General features: G+C 68.9%; 12 protein-coding genes. 10 read left to right on the top strand and 2 right to left on the bottom strand.

Going from position 1 to position 15,910, the window contains the following annotated elements:
• Positions 1-119: 119 nt before the first annotated feature.
• Together DAT35_RS14030 and DAT35_RS14025 are read right to left on the bottom strand one after the other, a co-directional pair.
• Positions 120-1,829 carry a GTPase gene (locus DAT35_RS14030; protein WP_369945645.1) on the bottom strand — a complete coding sequence of 570 codons (1,710 nt, stop codon included), beginning with the start codon at positions 1,827-1,829 and terminating at the stop codon, positions 120-122.
• 84 nt (positions 1,830-1,913) lie between these two features.
• Entirely contained in the window at positions 1,914-2,891 is a 978-nt protein-coding gene (locus DAT35_RS14025; RefSeq protein WP_108067500.1) for a CPBP family intramembrane glutamic endopeptidase, read from the bottom strand.
• Between the two features lie 385 nt (positions 2,892-3,276).
• On the opposite strand from DAT35_RS14025, the gene DAT35_RS58950 reads away from it, so the two are divergent.
• From DAT35_RS58950 to DAT35_RS13980, 10 genes are all read left to right on the top strand, one after another.
• On the top strand, positions 3,277-4,932 hold the full coding sequence (locus tag DAT35_RS58950; protein ID WP_233261468.1) for a methyl-accepting chemotaxis protein: 1,656 nt from the start codon (positions 3,277-3,279) through the stop codon (positions 4,930-4,932).
• Positions 4,910-5,197, top strand: coding sequence for an ATP-binding protein (locus DAT35_RS62360; protein WP_369945644.1), 288 nt, complete (start codon positions 4,910-4,912; stop codon positions 5,195-5,197). The genes DAT35_RS58950 and DAT35_RS62360 overlap by 23 nt, the downstream gene beginning before the upstream one ends.
• A complete protein-coding gene (locus tag DAT35_RS14015) occupies positions 5,169-6,548 on the top strand; it encodes a sigma-54 dependent transcriptional regulator (RefSeq protein ID WP_108067499.1) in 1,380 nt (459 codons plus the stop codon). The genes DAT35_RS62360 and DAT35_RS14015 overlap by 29 nt, the downstream gene beginning before the upstream one ends.
• A 114-nt stretch (positions 6,549-6,662) precedes the next feature.
• Positions 6,663-8,315: a chemotaxis protein CheA gene (locus DAT35_RS14010; RefSeq protein WP_108067498.1), complete on the top strand. Its 1,653-nt coding sequence runs from the start codon at positions 6,663-6,665 to the stop codon at positions 8,313-8,315.
• 25 nt (positions 8,316-8,340) lie between these two features.
• On the top strand, positions 8,341-10,035 hold the full coding sequence (locus DAT35_RS14005; RefSeq protein ID WP_108067497.1) for a methyl-accepting chemotaxis protein: 1,695 nt from the start codon (positions 8,341-8,343) through the stop codon (positions 10,033-10,035).
• Positions 10,036-10,044: 9 nt separating this feature from the next.
• Positions 10,045-10,599, top strand: coding sequence for a chemotaxis protein CheW (locus DAT35_RS14000; protein WP_108067496.1), 555 nt, complete (start codon positions 10,045-10,047; stop codon positions 10,597-10,599).
• A 51-nt stretch (positions 10,600-10,650) separates the two neighbouring features.
• A complete protein-coding gene (locus DAT35_RS13995; protein ID WP_108067495.1) occupies positions 10,651-12,258 on the top strand; it encodes a methyl-accepting chemotaxis protein in 1,608 nt (535 codons plus the stop codon).
• 27 nt (positions 12,259-12,285) lie between these two features.
• Positions 12,286-13,869 carry a methyl-accepting chemotaxis protein gene (locus tag DAT35_RS13990; protein WP_108067494.1) on the top strand — a complete coding sequence of 528 codons (1,584 nt, stop codon included), beginning with the start codon at positions 12,286-12,288 and terminating at the stop codon, positions 13,867-13,869.
• A complete protein-coding gene (locus DAT35_RS13985) occupies positions 13,866-14,771 on the top strand; it encodes a protein-glutamate O-methyltransferase CheR (RefSeq protein WP_108067493.1) in 906 nt (301 codons plus the stop codon). Before DAT35_RS13990 ends, DAT35_RS13985 begins: the two co-directional genes overlap by 4 nt.
• Positions 14,772-14,774: 3 nt before the next feature.
• Positions 14,775-15,836 (top strand): chemotaxis response regulator protein-glutamate methylesterase, encoded by a 1,062-nt coding sequence (locus DAT35_RS13980; protein ID WP_108067492.1) that lies wholly within the window; start codon positions 14,775-14,777, stop codon positions 15,834-15,836.
• The last annotated feature ends 74 nt before the right edge of the window (positions 15,837-15,910 follow it).

The following is a 15,910-nucleotide window of genomic DNA, read 5'->3' as shown; positions in this document are numbered from 1 at the left end:
GTCCTGCAGGCTCGAACGTGGGTGCTTGCCCGCCTGGTGAGTACCCGTCCCGGAGTCCGAGGGAGGTGTTCATGGGCGCGCGTGCGCACGCCCATGGGTCCGAGGCCCGTGTCGCCTCCTCAGCGGAGCCGGAGCAGGGCGCGCGCCGCATCACGTCCGGGACGGAAGCTGTCCTGGATCGTCTCTCCCAGCCGGCCGCCGAGTGAACCCAGCAACGCGGTGAAGCGCCCGAGTCCCGCGCGGCGCACGGCGCGAGTCGTCCCCGCGAGGCTCGCCGAGGCCAACAGGGCCCCGGTGCCCGCCAGCACCGCGAAGAGCGCCCCCGCGTTGAGGAAGTACTCCACGCCCAAGAGCGGGCCCTCGACGTACGCGCGCACCACGCGGTAGCCCACGTGTCCCAGCAGCGCCAGCAGGGGCAGGTTGATGAGCGGCAGCAGCAACCAGCGCGCCGTGCGCCACCAGCCGGCCACCGCCTCCGCCACCGCCGTGGTGACCGTGTAGCGCCAGGCGCTCGCGCGTGCGGACTTCAGCTCCACCAGCAGTGTCTCCACGTCCGGCAGTCCCAGGGACTCCGGGGACAGTCCACTCGCGTGCGCCAGGCTCCGGGCCTCCGCCAGCGCGGCGCGCGCCGCCCCTTCCACGGAGAGCTCGTCCTCGAAGGGCTCCACCACGGTGGTCTCCGCCGCTCGGGCGCGCGTCTTGTCCCGCACCGCGTCCAGCACCGTGGAGGTCGCCGCCACCGCGAGCCCCACGGGCAGACTGCGCCTGGCCAGCAGCGTCGCCGCGCCCAGGCCCCCGGCGCCCACGTACGACAGCCGCATGCCCCACGCCGCCGGACCCCAGAAGCGTCCCGCCGCCTGGCTCCGCACCTCCGAGGCCAGGTGACCCTGCGCCAGCGCCAGCCGCGTGTCGAAGTCCGCCTTCAGCCCCTCGGAGGCCCGCCCGAGACCCGACTCCAGCGCCGCCCGCGCCCGCGCCAGGGTGTCCTCCGTGTCCTTCAACGCCCCCTCCACCCGCGAGGTGATTTCCTCCAGCGCGCCCCGGGCGTTGCTTCGCCGCACGCGCTCGGCCACCGCCTGCGTCGCCAGGGACTTGAGCTGGAAGAGGAAGGTGCCGAACTCGCCCGAGGGATCCTTGCCCTCCTTCGCGGCCCGGCCGCTGATGGCGAAGACGGGCACGGACTCCGCCGGCAGCCCGAACTGCTCCGAGGCCAGCCGGCGCGCCTGCGCCTTGAGCGTCTCGCGCGAGTCGGTGGACAGCTCATCCGCGAAGTTGATGAGGAACACGAGCGCGCGGCGCCGGGCGAAGTCCGCGAGGAACTCGGCCTGGGTGGCCTCGGCCACGCTCCCGCGGTGCATCACCACCAATGCCACGTCCGCGCGCTCCAGGGCCGAGCGCGCCACCTCGCGGTGCTCCCGGGCCACGCTGTTGAGGTCCGGCGTGTCGATGAACACCTGGCCGCTCCACAGTCCGCGTGGATCCACCGAGTAGCGCACCACCTTCGCGCCCACGCGGCCCAGGTCCTCGAGACCGGCGCCCTCGGGGGCAAAGACGGTGGCGGCCGTGCTGGTGGGGCGATCCTCTCCCTCCCGCGCGAGCGACTGTCCGGCCAGCGCGTTGATCAGGGTGGACTTGCCCGCGCCGGTGGCGCCCACCAGGGCCACGGTAAGGGGCGCGTCCTTGCGCTCCAGGCCTCGTGCGTAGTCCTGGCGCAGCCGCTCGAGGCGGGCGGCCTGGGGTTTCAGGGCTGGCAGGGCCAGCGCGGCGGAGAGAAGGGGCTCGAGCTCCTCGGGAGCGGGCAGGGTGTCCACGGGCCCAAGACTCGCCAAGGAGCGGGCTCATGCCCAGCACGGAGTTCACGCGAGCTTCCGACAGCGGGCACTCCAGGCCGGCCGGGCCCTCGCGCCCGCGTGCTACGGAGTGGAGTGCTCGGGGAGCTTCACCGCGTGCCGGCAGCGGCCCAGGGCGATCGCCGCGAGCACCAGCCCCATGGGGAGCCAGCCCGGAGGGCCATAGGCGGCGCCCCTCGGCCCCACCTCGACGCCCTGCAACAGCAGGGGCAGGCCCGCAGAGAGCGTCAGCACGGCGTTGGCGATGGTGGTCGGGATGACGCTGTGTGAGGCGAGCCGCAGCCATCCCAGCAGGGCGCCCAGCAGCGTGCAGGTGAGGACGAAGGGCACGCCGTGCAGGGGAAGGGGCGCGGAGCCCGGCGCATCGGCCATGAGCAGCAGGGGAGGGGCATACCACAGGCCCCAGAAGAGGCCATGAAGGAGCAGCCCCTCCCAGGGGCCGAGCTGCCGCATGAGCCGGGTGAGGAAGTAGCCGCGCCATCCCACCTCCTCGGCGAGCGCCTGCAACCAGATGAGGAGGAGGGAGGCGAAGAACGCCAGTGTCATCACCAACGCCGCCGGGAGCGAGCGCACGGGAGCGTGGGGGGCGCGAGGGATGGGCAGCTCGAGCGGACCCGTATAGCGCCGCAGCTCGTGGAGGCCCCAGGCGCTCAGCAGCGCGGCCCCGGCGAGCACCAGGGGCGCGAAGGTCGCCAGGACGTTGTAGGAGAACCGGGCGGGATGGAGTCCGGAATCTCCGGGGCCGGGCGGCTCCACCCAGCGGCGCACCACCCAGGAGGCCGCGAGCGGCTGCCACCCCATGGTCACCGCGTAGAGCAGTGACGCCGCGAGGAGCTGATGCGAGAAACCGCGCGTCACCCCGGACAGCACATCGCGCAGCAGGAATGCGGGGAGCCAGGCGAGCGCGAAGGTGAGGACCAGGTAGACGGCGAGTCCCCTCCACGCGGAGACCTGGGGAGTCGCGGATGCCATGCGCCGGATTGTACCGGGGTCCAGGCGGTCGTCGAGCGCGGTGAAGCCGATGCCCCAGGCGCGCAGCAACCGGCCTGGTTGCCGGGCCGCCAGTCATGCGACGTGGGGTCGTGGATTCGTGGCGCGAGCGCCTGGGCTGCTCGTCCCAGATCCAGGATCCTCCCGTCAGACGCGGCCTGTCCACGCGCTGGCGGTGTGTTGCAATTCCAGGGAGTTGTCATCTACTGGATGCTGGCGTGGGAAGTGCTCCAGGCGTGGGCACATGAAGCCCGCGCTGGAGAAGATCCACGTCAGCAACTGATTCCACGACCTGAAGAGTGTCTCGGTTCCGCGGTCCCATCGCGAGAGCTCCCTCTTCACGACTCACCCCGAAGCCATACATCTGGGGCATTTCGCCCCGCCATCCCCAACCGCCCCGAGGCGGCTGTGAAGTCATTCACCTGGAGTATGCGATATGTCCGTCAAGAGATCGCTCATCATCACCCATACATTGTATGCAGTCTTCCTGTTCTCCCTCATCGTGGTCGTCGCCTTGTTGTACCGAGGGGCACAGCGGGCCCGGGAGCAGGAGTACATCCGCTATGCCTCGTACCAGCTCGCCGACGAGCTACGTCAGTCTTCAGAAGACCTGACACGGCTCGCCCGGACGTACGTGGTCACTGGCGATACCCGGTACGAGCGCATGTATTGGGATGTGCTCGCGGTCCGCAATGGCGAGAAGCCGCGCCATGACGGCCGGTCCATCTCGCTCATCCAATTGATGAAGGAGCTGGGGTTCACCCGGGAGGAACTGGACAAGCTCGCCGAGGCGGAGCGTGTTTCCAACGACCTCGTCAGGACCGAGTCCATCGCCATGAACGCGGTGAAAGGGCTCTTCGCCGACGAGAGCGGAAACTTCACCGTCCGCCGCGAGCCGGATCCCTCCATGGCGGTGCGGATCATGCACGACGGCGCCTATCACACGCAGAAGGCCATCATCATGCGGCCCATCGATGAGTTCTTCTCGATACTCGATGCGCGCACGCAAGCGGCCGTCGTGCGCGAGACGGAGCGGGTCGAACTGTGCATGGGGGTGCTGTCCATCATCGTCGTCGCGTTCATCGTGCAACTGGTCGTCAGCGCGCTGACCACCCGGGGAATCCTCAAGAAGCTGGGTGGCGAGCCCAACCACGTCGCGGAGATCGCTCGCCGGGTCGCCGACGGAGAGCTGACCATGGCCATCGACACCCGTGGCGCTTCCGAGGGAAGCCTGCTGCATGTGATGAGGGTCATGTCGGAGAAGCTGGCGGAGGTCATCGGCGAGGTGCGCGGAGGGGCGGACGCGCTCGCCCAGGCCTCCGCGCAGGTCTCCGCCTCCAGCCAGGCCCTGTCCGAGGGAACCAGTGAGCAGGCCAGCAGCGTGGCGGAGACGACGGCGACCCTCGAGCAGATGTCCGCCACCATCACCCAGAGCAGCGAGAACAACCGCCTGATGGAGCAGATGGCGGTGAAGGGAGCTCGCCAGGCGGAGGAGAGCGGCCAGGCGGTGAAGGAGACGGTGGCCGCGATGAACTCCATCGCGGAGAAGATCTCCATCATCGAGGAGATGGCCTACCAGACGAACCTGCTGGCGCTCAACGCGGCCATCGAGGCGGCGCGCGCGGGTGAGTATGGCAAGGGCTTCGCGGTGGTGGCCACCGAGGTGCGCAAGCTGGCCGAGCGGGCGCAGACCTCGGCCCAGGAGATTTCAGTCCTCGCGGCGGGCAGCGTGAAGGTGGCCGAGCGCAGTGGGCAACTGCTCGGCGAGCTCGTCCCCTCCATCAAGAAGACGGCCGAGCTGGTCCAGGAGATCGCCGCCGCCAGCCGCGAGCAGTCCACGGGCGTGTCGCAGATGAACCGCGCCATGGAGCAGGTGGATCAGGTGACGCAGCGCAATGCCTCGGCCTCCGAGGAGCTGGCGAGCACCGCCGAGGAGCTGGCCGCCCAGGCCGATGCGCTGCGGCAGCTCGTCTCCTTCTTCCAGGTCCGCGAGAGCCATCACCTGCCGGCCGCTGCTCCCCGGCCGGGGATGCCTGGCTACCTCCACAGCCCGTTCGTCCCCGTGCGCAATGCCTCGGCGGGCCGTACCTGAGTGTCATCAACCTGCGTGGCCGCGTCGTGCCGGTGCTGAACCAGGGGCCCGGCTTCTTCCCCGGAGATCTGCCGCGCGTCTTCGAGCCGTTCTACTCACAACGTCCTGGGGGGTGGGCCTGGGCCTTCCCATCGTCCAACGTATCGTTGGGGAGCATCACGGGACGGTCTCCGTGGGCAACAGGCCCGAGGGGGGAGCCGAGGTCCGGGTATGCCTGCCAGCTGAAGGGGAGCCGAATGCGGCGACGGATCCTGGTGGTCGATGACGAGCTGGCGGTCCGCTTCGGCATCCGCCACTTCTTCGAGGCTCATGGGCTGGAGGTCATCGAAGCGGAGAACTGCCGGGAGGCCCGCGAGCTCTTCCGCGGTTCCCGGCCGGACCTGGTGCTGCTGGACTACCGCCTGGCGGATGGCACCGCGCTCGACCTGCTTCCGGAGATGCGGGCGATGGACTCCTCCATCCCCGTGCTGGTGCTCACCGCGCACGTCTCCATCGAGACCGCCGTCCAGGTCATCAAGCAGGGCGCGGAACACTTCCTGCCCAAGCCGGTGGAGCTGCCCACCCTGTTGGTCATGGTGGAGCGCCTGCTGGAGGCCCAGCAAGCCCGCCGCCGTCAGCAGGCCCTGGTCGCCAGCAGCTCCGAGGAGATCAACCCCTTCCTCGGCGGGAGCCGCGTCATCCGCGACCTGGAGGCCACCACGCGCCGCGTGTTGGACAGCGACAGCCCCGTCCTCATCCTGGGCGAGACCGGCACCGGCAAGGGCGTGCTGGCCTCCTGGCTGCACCTGCAGGGCCCTCGCTCCGGAGGCCCGCTCGTCCAGCTCAACTGCGCGGGGTTGATGGCCCAGTTCCTGGAGACGGAGCTCTTCGGCCACGAGCGCGGTGCCTTCACCAGCGCCGTCAGCCGCAAGCAGGGCCTGCTGGAGGTGGCCCACCGCGGCACCGTGTTCCTCGACGAGATTGGAGACATGGACCTCCAGGTGCAGCCCAAGCTCCTCAAGGTCATCGAAGAGAAGCGCTTCCGGCGGCTGGGCGAGGTGGAGGACCGCTCGGTGGACGTGCGCCTCATCGCCGCCACCCACCAGAACCTGGCCGAGTCCGTGCGTGCGCAGCGCTTCCGTGGAGACCTCTACTTCCGCATCAGCCCCCTGCCGCTGCGCATCCCTTCACTGCGCGAGCGGCCCGAGGACATCCCCGTCATCGCCCGCGCCATGCTCTCGCGGCTCTCCCGCGAGATTGGCCGTTCCGGGATGGACCTGACGCCCGCGGCCGAGTCCGCCCTGCGCGCCTACGCCTGGCCCGGCAACCTGCGCGAGCTGCGCAACGTGCTGGAGCGCGCCGTGCTCCTCTCCTCCACTCCCGTGCTGGGTTCTGATGACTTGCAGTTCAACCATGCGCTCGCGCGAGCGCTCCCGCGTCTGCCCGCGGAGGCAGAGGGGACTCTGGCCGGAGATCCGGAGCTGGACCTGACCCTGCAGGAATTGGAGCGCCGACATATCGAGCGAGTGCTCGCCGCCGAGGGCGGGCACGTGGAGCGGGCGGCCAGACGGCTCGGGATTCCGCGCAGTTCGCTGTACCAGAAGCTCAAGCGCCTGGGCCTCTCGTCCAAAGTCTAGAATTCAGATTCCAGATTCCAGACACGACCCCTTCCACAGGCTGTGAGAGATTGCGATTCCAGGACGTTGTCATTTGCCGGACAGTGGTGTGGAAATTGCTCTTGACGCGGGCAGATGAAGCCCGAGTTGGAGAAGGTCCACGCCGTCTTCCTCACCGAAACGGAAGAGCAGCTCGTCAGCCTGGAGCAGGACCTGCTCGCCCTCGAAGCGTCTCCCGGGCCGGAGACCCTGCGAGCGGTCTTCCGCACAGTGCACACGCTGAAGGGCGGCGCGGCGGTGATGGGGCTCACCGATGCGGTGGAGCTGGCCCATACGCTCGAGGACCTGCTCACCCGGCTGGAGGCCGGGGTGCTGGTGCTGCACTCGGGGTTGGGCACCCTGCTGTTGCAGGCGGTGGACGCGCTGCGTGAGCTGGTGGGCCTGAGGCCCGTGGCCGAGCCCGACCTGCGTCTGCCCGCCAAGGACGTGCACAGCCTGCTGGCCTCCACCGTCGAAGCGGCCCGGCCCATCACTCCCCGTCCGGGGAGTGGTGGCACGGAGCGGCACGGTTTGGAGGCGCACGCGGAGTGCGCCGATGCGCCTCCCACCCGCGAGCGCACCCTGCGTGTGGGATTGGACCGGTTGGACCGGATGCTGGACCTCACGGGGGAGATCTCCATCGCGCGAGGGCGCCTCACGTCGATGCTCGCGCAGGCTCACCGCTACTCGCCCCAGCAGCTGCTGGAGGCGCACCGCGAGGCGGACCGGCTCTACCTGGACCTTCAGGAGCTGGTGATGAAGGTGCGGATGGTGCCCATTGGCCGCACCTTCCAGTCCTTCACGCGCACGGTGCGCGACCTGTGCCTGGCCACCTGCAAGCAGGTGCGGCTGGAGGTGAGCGGCGAAGACGTGGAGGTGGACACCACCGTCGCCGAGCTCATCCGAGACCCGCTCACCCACCTGGTGCGCAACGCGATGGACCACGGGTTGGAGACGCCCGAGGTGCGCCAGGCGCGTGGCAAGGATCCCACCGGCATGCTCGCCCTGCGCGCCTTCCACGAGGCGGGCACCATCGTCATCCAGGTGTCCGAGGACGGGGCCGGACTGGACCGCGAGCGCATCCTCGCGCGGGGGCGGGAGCGCGGGATGGTGGGGCCGGAGGACGAGCCCACCGACGCGGACGTCTTCGGCCTCATCTTCGAGCCGGGCTTCTCCACCGCCGAGCGCATCACCGAGCTGTCCGGCCGGGGCGTGGGCATGGACGTGGTGAAGCGCAACGTGGAGCTGCTGCGCGGCACCATCTCCGTGGACACCGCGCCCGGCAAGGGCACCACCTTCAGCCTGCGCCTGCCGCTCACCCTCTCCATCATCGAGGGCTTCTCCGTCGGGGTGGGCGAGGAGACGTATGTGATTCCGCTGGAGAACGTGGTCGAGTGCGTGGAGCTGCCGCACGCCGAGCGCCGTCCCGGCCGCACCGGCTTCGTCAACCTGCGCGGAGAGCCACTGCCCTACCTCCGCCTGCGCGAGCACTTCACGCTCGGGGGGGAGCAGCCGTCCCGCGAGAGCATCGTCGTCATCGGCCATGGACCCGGCCGGGCGGGCATCGCGGTGGACACGCTGCTGGGTCAGGGCCAGACGGTCATCAAGCCCCTGGGCAAGCCGTGCCAGGGACTGCCCGGGCTGGCGGGCTCCACCCTGCTGGGGGATGGCCGGGTGGCCCTCATCCTCGACGTGCCCGCGCTCCTTCAGCAGGCCTTGAGGGCGGCCCCTCCCGCCGCCGCGGCCTGAGCCTTCGCCCACCGAAGACACTGTCATGACCTGGTTCCAGAACCTGAAGATCTCCTCCAAGCTGTTCATCGCCTGTCTCTGTCAGGGCGCCCTCACCGTTCTGCTGGGCTTCTTCGCCATCCACCAGATGGAGGCGATGAACACCGCCACGGATGATGTCACCGACACCTGGGTGCCGAGCCTCAAGGACGTCTCGGACACGAACACCGCGACCTCGGACTTCGTCATCGCGGAGCAGCGCCACATCCTCGCCACCGACGCCGCGCAGATGGACGAGGCCGAGCGGGACATGCGGGAGCTGCGGGAGGCGATCGACCGCAGCATGAAGCGCTACCAGACCCACATCCTGCTCGATGAGGAGCGGCGTCTGTACGACTCGTTCACGGCGCGTTGGAAGGACTACCTGGACGTGAACGCCAAGGTCATCGCGCTCTCGCGTGCGAACCAGAAGGAGGAGGCCCGAGAGCTCAGCCGCACCCGTTCGCGGCAGGCCTACGACACCGCCAACGGACTGTTGGGGGACCTGGTGGAGGTCATCCAGGTGGGCTCGAAGAAGGCCTCGGACTTCTCGGATGCCACCTATGTGCTCGCGCGAGGGTGGATTGTCGGGGGCATTGTGGTGGGATTCTTCGTGGGCCTCCTGCTCAGCATCCTCATTGCCCGGGTCATCTCCCGGCCGCTGACCAGCGCGGTGCAGATGGCGGACCGCATCGCCGAGGGAGACCTCACCGTCCGCATCTCCGCGGAGGGGACGGATGAGACGGGCCGGTTGCTGGCGGCGCTGCAGCGCATGGTGCAGAAGCTGGCCCAGGTCATCGGCGAGGTGCGAGAGGGGTCCAGCGCGCTCGCATCGGCGTCCTCGCAGGTGTCGGCGTCCTCGCAGAGCCTGTCGCAGGGCACCAGCGAACAGGCCAGCAGCGTGGAAGAGACCACCTCCAGCCTGGAGCAGATGACGGCCAGCATCACCCAGAACCGGGACCATGGCCGGCAGATGGAGCAGATGGCCGTGCAGGGCGCCCGGGACGCGGAGGAGGGCGGCAAGGCGGTGAAGGAGACGGTGGAGGCGATGGGCTCCATCGCGGAGAAGATCTCCATCATCGAGGAGATTGCGTACCAGACGAACCTGCTGGCGCTCAACGCGGCGATAGAGGCGGCGAGGGCGGGAGAGCACGGAAAGGGATTCGCGGTGGTGGCGACGGAGGTGAGGAAGCTGGCGGAGCGCAGCCAGACGGCGGCGAAGGAGATTTCAGGGCTGGCCTCGAGCAGCGTGAAGGTGGCGACGCGCTCGGGACAGCTGTTGGGAGAGCTGGTGCCGTCCATCCGCAAGACGGCGGACCTGGTGCAGGAGGTGGTGGCGGCGTCGACCGAGCAGTCCAGCGGGGTGACGCAGATGAGCAAGGCGATGCAGCACGTGGACCAGGTGACGCAGCGCAACGCGTCGGCGTCCGAGGAGCTGGCGTCCACGGCGGAGGAACTGTCCGCGCAGGCGGAGGCGCTCAGCCAGCTCGTGTCCTTCTTCCACGTGGGGGATGGAGGTTCTCGTCTGGGGCCGCGCCAGGTGTTGCGGCCCGCGACGGGCGGACACCCGGGAGTGAAGGTTCCCTCCGCCGCGAACGGATTGAAGGCCGCGGCCCAGGCCGTTGCTCCCCAGGCCCCGTCTCCCCGTACCTCCAGCCACGCTCCGCTTCCGGATGAGGACCGCGAGTTCAAGCGCTTCTAGGTGATAGCCATGAGCCCACAGACTCCCGTCGTATCCACGCAGTACCTCAGCTTCATCATCGCCGGAGAGGAGTACGCTCTCGGCATCCTTCAGGTGAAGGAGATCATCGAGTACGACACCGTCACGCGCATCCCCGGCTCGCCCCCCTGGGTGCGAGGGGTGTTCAACCTGCGAGGCAGTGTGGTGCCAGTGGTCGACCTGGCGGTGAAGCTGGGGATGACCCCCGCCTCGCTCACCCGGTGGAGCTGCATCGTGGTGGTGGAGGTGAGCCTGGGCGGAGAGCGGATCGTGCTCGGCCTGCTGACGGACGCCATCGGACAGGTCATCGATCTGGAGTCCGGAGACGTGGTGCCGCCGCCCTCCTTCGGCACGCCGGTCCACGTGGACTACCTGCTGGGCATGGGCCGCATGGGCGCCGGGAAGAAGTTCGTGCTGCTGCTGGACATCGACAAGGTGCTCAGCAGTCAGGAGGTCCTGACGGCCAACGCGCTGCGAGCCTCGGAGGATGCTCCCCAGTCATCCCCCACCCCGCCCCCGGAGCCGCCGCCGTCGAGCACGCCCTGACGCAGTCCCCTGGGCAGCACGGCTTGGATCCTCTCCTCCGCACAGTGAGCCATGACCTGGTTTCTCAATCTGAGGATTTCCTCGAAGCTCCTCGTTGCATTCCTCGTCCTGTTGGGCTTCACGGCCTTCCTGGGCTTCTTCGCCATCTCGCAGATGGATGACATGCGCGAGGCGTCCGACGAGGTGTCCGAGAACAGGCTACCGAGCATCATCTATCTCGCGGACACGACCGACCGTCTGGCCAGCTTCCGCCGCGCCGAGCTCCTGCACTCCATCGCCCAGGACGAGAAGACCATGAGCGATTACGAGCAGCGGATGCACGAAGACGCCGACAAGCTCGAGCACAGCCTCGAGAAGTTCGAGTCGCACGCCAGCACCGAGGAGGAGCGTCACGCACTCGAGGAGTTCAAGTCGCTCTTCAAGGCGTATGTGGTCGACCACGACCAGATCGTCGCCCTCTCGCGGGCGAAGCAGACCGCGCAGGCGCAAGACCTCATCGCCAACCAGTCCCACCACAACTTCTTCGCGGCCAACACCCAGCTCCGGACGCTGAGGGACCTCCACTACAAGGCCAGCATGGCGGCGGTGAAGCACTCGAACACCACCCAGGAGAACGCACGCAAGTGGATCTTCGGGGTCATGATGGGCTGCCTCGCCGCGAGCCTGCTGTTCTGCTTCTTCGTGGCTCGGGTGATCTCCACGCCGCTGGTCAGGGCGGTGACGGTGGCGGACCGCATCGCCGAGGGCGACCTGGGCGTGAACATCGAAGTGAGCTCCGAAGACGAGACGGGCCGGATGCTGGCGGCCATGCAGCGCATGGTGCACAGGCTGGGCGAGGTCATTGGCGAGGTGCGGGATGGTGCCAACGCACTGGCCGCGGCGTCCTCGCAGGTGTCGGCGTCCTCGCAGAGCCTGGCCCAGGGCACCAGCTCGCAAGCCAGCAGCGTGGAGGAGACCACCTCCAGCCTGGAGCAGATGACGGCCAGTATCGGCCAGAACCGGGACCATGGCCGGCAGATGGAGCAGATGGCCGTGCAGGGCGCGCGCGACGCGGAGGAGGGGGGCCGGGCGGTGAAGGGGACGGTGGAGGCGATGAACACCATCGCGGAGAAGATCTCCATCATCGAGGAGATCGCCTACCAGACGAACCTGCTGGCGCTCAACGCGGCCATCGAAGCGGCGAGAGCGGGAGATCATGGCAAGGGATTCGCGGTGGTGGCGACGGAGGTGAGGAAGCTGGCGGAGAGGAGCCAGACGGCGGCGCGCGAGATATCGGGGCTGGCCTCCAGCAGCGTGAAGGTGGCGGTGCGCTCGGGGGAGCTGCTGGGAGATCTGGTGCCGTCCATCCGCAAGACGGCGGACCTGGTGCAGGAGGTGGTGGCGGCGTCGGCGGAGCAGGCCACTGGCGTGGCGCAGATGAACAAGGCGATGACGCACGTGGATGAGGTGACGCAGCGCAACGCGTCGGCGTCCGAGGAGCTGGCGTCCACGGCGGAGGAGCTGTCCGCCCAGGCGGAGGCGCTCAAGCAGTTGGTGTCCTTCTTCCACCTGGACGAGGGCTCCCGGCGAGGCTGGCTCCCGGTGTCCCGGTCCGGTCCTGGGGGGCACCGGGGCTCGTCGGAAGCACACGGGCCGAGGGCGACCTCTTCGGCGGCCTGAGCCCTCCCCCTTCTCCTGAAAGCCTTCATGACCTGGTTCAACAACCTGAAGATCAGCGTCAAGTTCATGGTGGCCTTCCTCGTGCTCATCGCCATGAGCGCTGGGATGGGGGGGCTCTCCGCTGAACAGGAGGCGACGGTCCGCGGGGTGGCCCATGAGGTGGCCAGTCAGCGGCTGCCAGGCGTTGCCGCCATCGCGGACGCGAACACCAACCTCTCGGACTTCCGCGTCGCGGAGCTGCAACACGTCCTCGCGAAGGACGCCACCCAGATGGCCGAGTACGAGCGGCAGATGCGCATCGAGCAGGACAATCTCGAGCGCAATATCAAGAAGTACGAGCCGCTCATCCAGCGGGACTCGGAGCGGCGCCTGTTCGATGAGTTCATGACGCACTGGAAGGACTACCTCGAGCAGCACGACAGACTCCTCGAGCTCTCGCGGGCGAACGATGATCAGGCGGCCCAGCAGGCCCTTCGCGGCCGCTCGCAGCAGTCCTTCCAGGCCGCCGGGACCACGCTGGGTAAGCTGGTGGAGCTCAACGTCGAGAGCGCGAAGGCGGTGAGCGAGAGTCTCGATGCCTTCCATGTGGGGAGGCAGCGGTCGGCTGTCTTCATGACCCTGTTCGGATGCGCCGTCATCACGTCTCTCTGCCTCTTCCTCGCCCGGTCCATTTCCCAGCCGCTGAGCAAGGCGGTGGCGCTGGTGGATCGCATCGCCGAGGGGGATCTCTCGGTCGAGGTCGACCTGCGGCGTGATGACGAGGTGGGCCGGCTGCTGGCGGCGCTGCAGCGCATGGTGCACGGGCTGGCCGAGGTCATCGGCGAGGTGCGTGAAGGGTCCAGCGCGCTCGCATCGGCGTCCTCGCAGGTGTCGGCGTCCTCGCAGAGCCTGTCGCAAGGCACCAGTGAGCAGGCCAGCAGCGTGGAGGAGACCACCTCCAGCCTGGAGCAGATGACGGCCAGCATCACCCAGAACCGGGACCATGGCCGGCAGATGGAGCAGATGGCCGTGCAGGGCGCCCGGGACGCGGAGGAGGGCGGCAAGGCGGTGAAGGAGACGGTGGAGGCGATGAGCTCCATCGCGGAGAAGATCTCCATCATCGAGGAGATTGCGTACCAGACGAACCTGCTGGCGCTCAACGCGGCGATAGAGGCGGCGAGGGCGGGAGAGCACGGAAAGGGATTCGCGGTGGTGGCGACGGAGGTGAGGAAGCTGGCGGAGCGCAGCCAGACGGCGGCGAAGGAGATTTCAGGGCTGGCCTCGAGCAGCGTGAAGGTGGCGACGCGCTCGGGACAGCTGTTGGGAGAGCTGGTGCCGTCCATCCGCAAGACGGCGGACCTGGTGCAGGAGGTGGTGGCGGCGTCGACCGAGCAGTCCAGCGGGGTGACGCAGATGAGCAAGGCGATGCAGCACGTGGACCAGGTGACGCAGCGCAACGCGTCGGCGTCCGAGGAGCTGGCGTCCACGGCGCAGGAGCTGTCCTCCCAGGCGGAGGCGCTCAGCCAGCTCGTGTCCTTCTTCCACCTGGGTGACGGCGCCGGGCGCGGTTCTCGTCTTCCGTCCCCCTCCTCCGGGGCTTCCTCGAAGCGTGAGCTGAAGGCGGTGGTGTGAAAGAGCGATCCCTGGAGGAGCGGGAGTCCTTCCTTCCTCGCGAGCCACCCCCCCTCTCCGACCGGGAGTTCACCGGGTACCAGCAGCTCGTCTATCGCGAGGCGGGCATCTGGTTGTCACCGGCGAAGCGGGCGCTGCTGGTGGGGCGGGTCTCGCGGCGGCTGCGCGAGCTGGGAGGGATTTCGTTCGGCGCCTACCTGCAGCGGGCGGAGGCGGACGAGGCGGAGCGGGTCCGGCTGCTGGATGCCATCTGCACGCACGAGACGCACTTCTTCCGCGAGCCGCGGCATTTCGAGCTCCTGGAGCGCGAGGTGCTTCCGAGGTGGCGCGCGAAGGGCGGCACCGGGAGCGGCGAGGGGCGGCGCGTGCGGGTGTGGAGCGCGGGGTGCTCGACGGGGGAGGAGCCCTTCTCCCTGGCCATGGTGTTGCGTCACCACCTGCCGGCGGAGGAGGGGTGGAACATTGAAATCCTGGCGACGGACCTCTCCACGAGCATCCTCGAGCGGGCACGCCAGGCGCTCTGGCCCCTGGACAAGGCGGAGGAGATTCCGAATCACTACCTCCGGGCGTACATGCTGCGCGGGGTGGGCAGCCAGGAAGGGAAGATGAAGGCGGGCCCCGAGCTGCGCTCGCTGGTGCGCTTCCAGCGAGTGAACCTGAATGACGGCCACGGCCTGATGGGTCGTTTCGACCTCGTCTTCTGCCGCAACGTCCTCATCTATTTCGACACGGCCTCGAAGGCGCGCACGGTGGAGCGGCTGCTGAGCCACCTGTGCCCCCATGGGCTGCTGTTCCTCGGACACGCCGAGAGCCTCACGGGCATTGGCTGGCGCGTGCGCACGGTGATGCCCACTGTCTACACACCTCGGCCCCCGGTTTCGGAGGCCGCCCGGCGAGGGTGAGGCATGGCGCTGCGCATATTGGTGGTGGATGACTCAGCGGTGGTGCGTCAGAGCATGTTGATGCTGCTGGAGCACGTGCCGGGCATGGTGGTGGAGGTGGCGTCGGATCCCTTCATCGCTCAACAGAAGATGAAGAGCCACCGGCCGGACGTCATCCTGCTCGACCTGGAGATGCCGCGCATGGACGGGCTGACGTTCCTGCGCCAGTTGATGCGCGAGGACGAACCGGTGCCGGTGGTGGTGTGCTCCGGACTCGCGGGGCCGGGCTCGGAGACGGCGGTGCGCGCGCTGGAGGAGGGCGCGGTGGAGATCATCACCAAGCCCACGCTGGGCGTGGGGGATTTCCTGCGCGAGTCGCGGTCCCGGCTCGTGGAGGCGCTCCGCAGCGCGGCGAGGTCTCGTCCCCGGCTGGCGAGGCGGGCGGCCCCGGTGCCGGTGGAGGTGGTGGTGCCGGAGCGGCCGGAGCGGCCGGCGCCCTCCCTGCTCACGGTGACGACGGACAAGGTGGTGGCGGTGGGGGCCTCCACGGGAGGCACCGAGGCACTGCGGCAGCTCCTGGAGCCGATGCCTCCGGACTGCCCCGGACTCGTCATCGTGCAGCACATGCCGGAGCAGTTCACGTCCGCGTTCGCGAAGCGGCTGAACGAGCTGTGCCGCATCGAGGTGAAGGAGGCGGCCTCGGGAGACCGGGTGCAGCAGGGCAGGGCGTTGATTGCCCCGGGCAACCGGCACCTGTGGGTGCAGCGCAGCGGTGGGCACTACCGGGTGGAGTTGTTGGATTCGGAGCGGGTGTCGGGGCACAAGCCGAGTGTGGATGTGCTGTTCCACTCGGTGGCGCGAGCGGCGGGAGCCAACGCGGTGGGTGTGCTGCTGACGGGGATGGGGGATGACGGAGCGGACGGGCTGTTGACGATGAAGCTGGCCGGAGCGGCGACCATCGCGCAGGACGAGGCGACCTGTGTGGTGTTCGGGATGCCGCGAGCGGCCATCGAGCGAGGCGCCGCGGAGGATGTCCTCCCGCTCGGGGCCATCAGCAGCGCCGTGCTGCGACGGGCTCGCAAGTAATACCCGCGTCCCCGGGTCGCACCCTTCGGTTGGGTGGTGGACCCTGTGGTGGGGCGGACGTTGTCTTTCGGACC

This window comes from Vitiosangium sp. GDMCC 1.1324, assembly GCF_003044305.1.
Classification (GTDB): Bacteria; Myxococcota; Myxococcia; order Myxococcales; family Myxococcaceae; genus Archangium.
This window is presented reverse-complemented; position numbering and strand designations above follow the sequence as displayed.

Excerpts from the sequence above, each read along its gene's own strand:
- DAT35_RS13980 (WP_108067492.1), top strand. The coding sequence starts at position 14,775 with ATGGCGCTGCGCATATTGGTGGTGGATGACTCAGCGGTGGTGCGTCAG.
- DAT35_RS14015 (WP_108067499.1), top strand. The coding sequence starts at position 5,169 with ATGCGGCGACGGATCCTGGTGGTCGATGACGAGCTGGCGGTCCGCTTC.
- DAT35_RS13995 (WP_108067495.1), top strand. The coding sequence starts at position 10,651 with ATGACCTGGTTTCTCAATCTGAGGATTTCCTCGAAGCTCCTCGTTGCA.
- DAT35_RS58950 (WP_233261468.1), top strand. The coding sequence starts at position 3,277 with ATGTCCGTCAAGAGATCGCTCATCATCACCCATACATTGTATGCAGTC.
- DAT35_RS62360 (WP_369945644.1), top strand. The coding sequence starts at position 4,910 with ATGCCTCGGCGGGCCGTACCTGAGTGTCATCAACCTGCGTGGCCGCGT.
- DAT35_RS14010 (WP_108067498.1), top strand. The coding sequence starts at position 6,663 with ATGAAGCCCGAGTTGGAGAAGGTCCACGCCGTCTTCCTCACCGAAACG.
- DAT35_RS14000 (WP_108067496.1), top strand. The coding sequence starts at position 10,045 with ATGAGCCCACAGACTCCCGTCGTATCCACGCAGTACCTCAGCTTCATC.
- DAT35_RS13990 (WP_108067494.1), top strand. The coding sequence starts at position 12,286 with ATGACCTGGTTCAACAACCTGAAGATCAGCGTCAAGTTCATGGTGGCC.
- DAT35_RS14005 (WP_108067497.1), top strand. The coding sequence starts at position 8,341 with ATGACCTGGTTCCAGAACCTGAAGATCTCCTCCAAGCTGTTCATCGCC.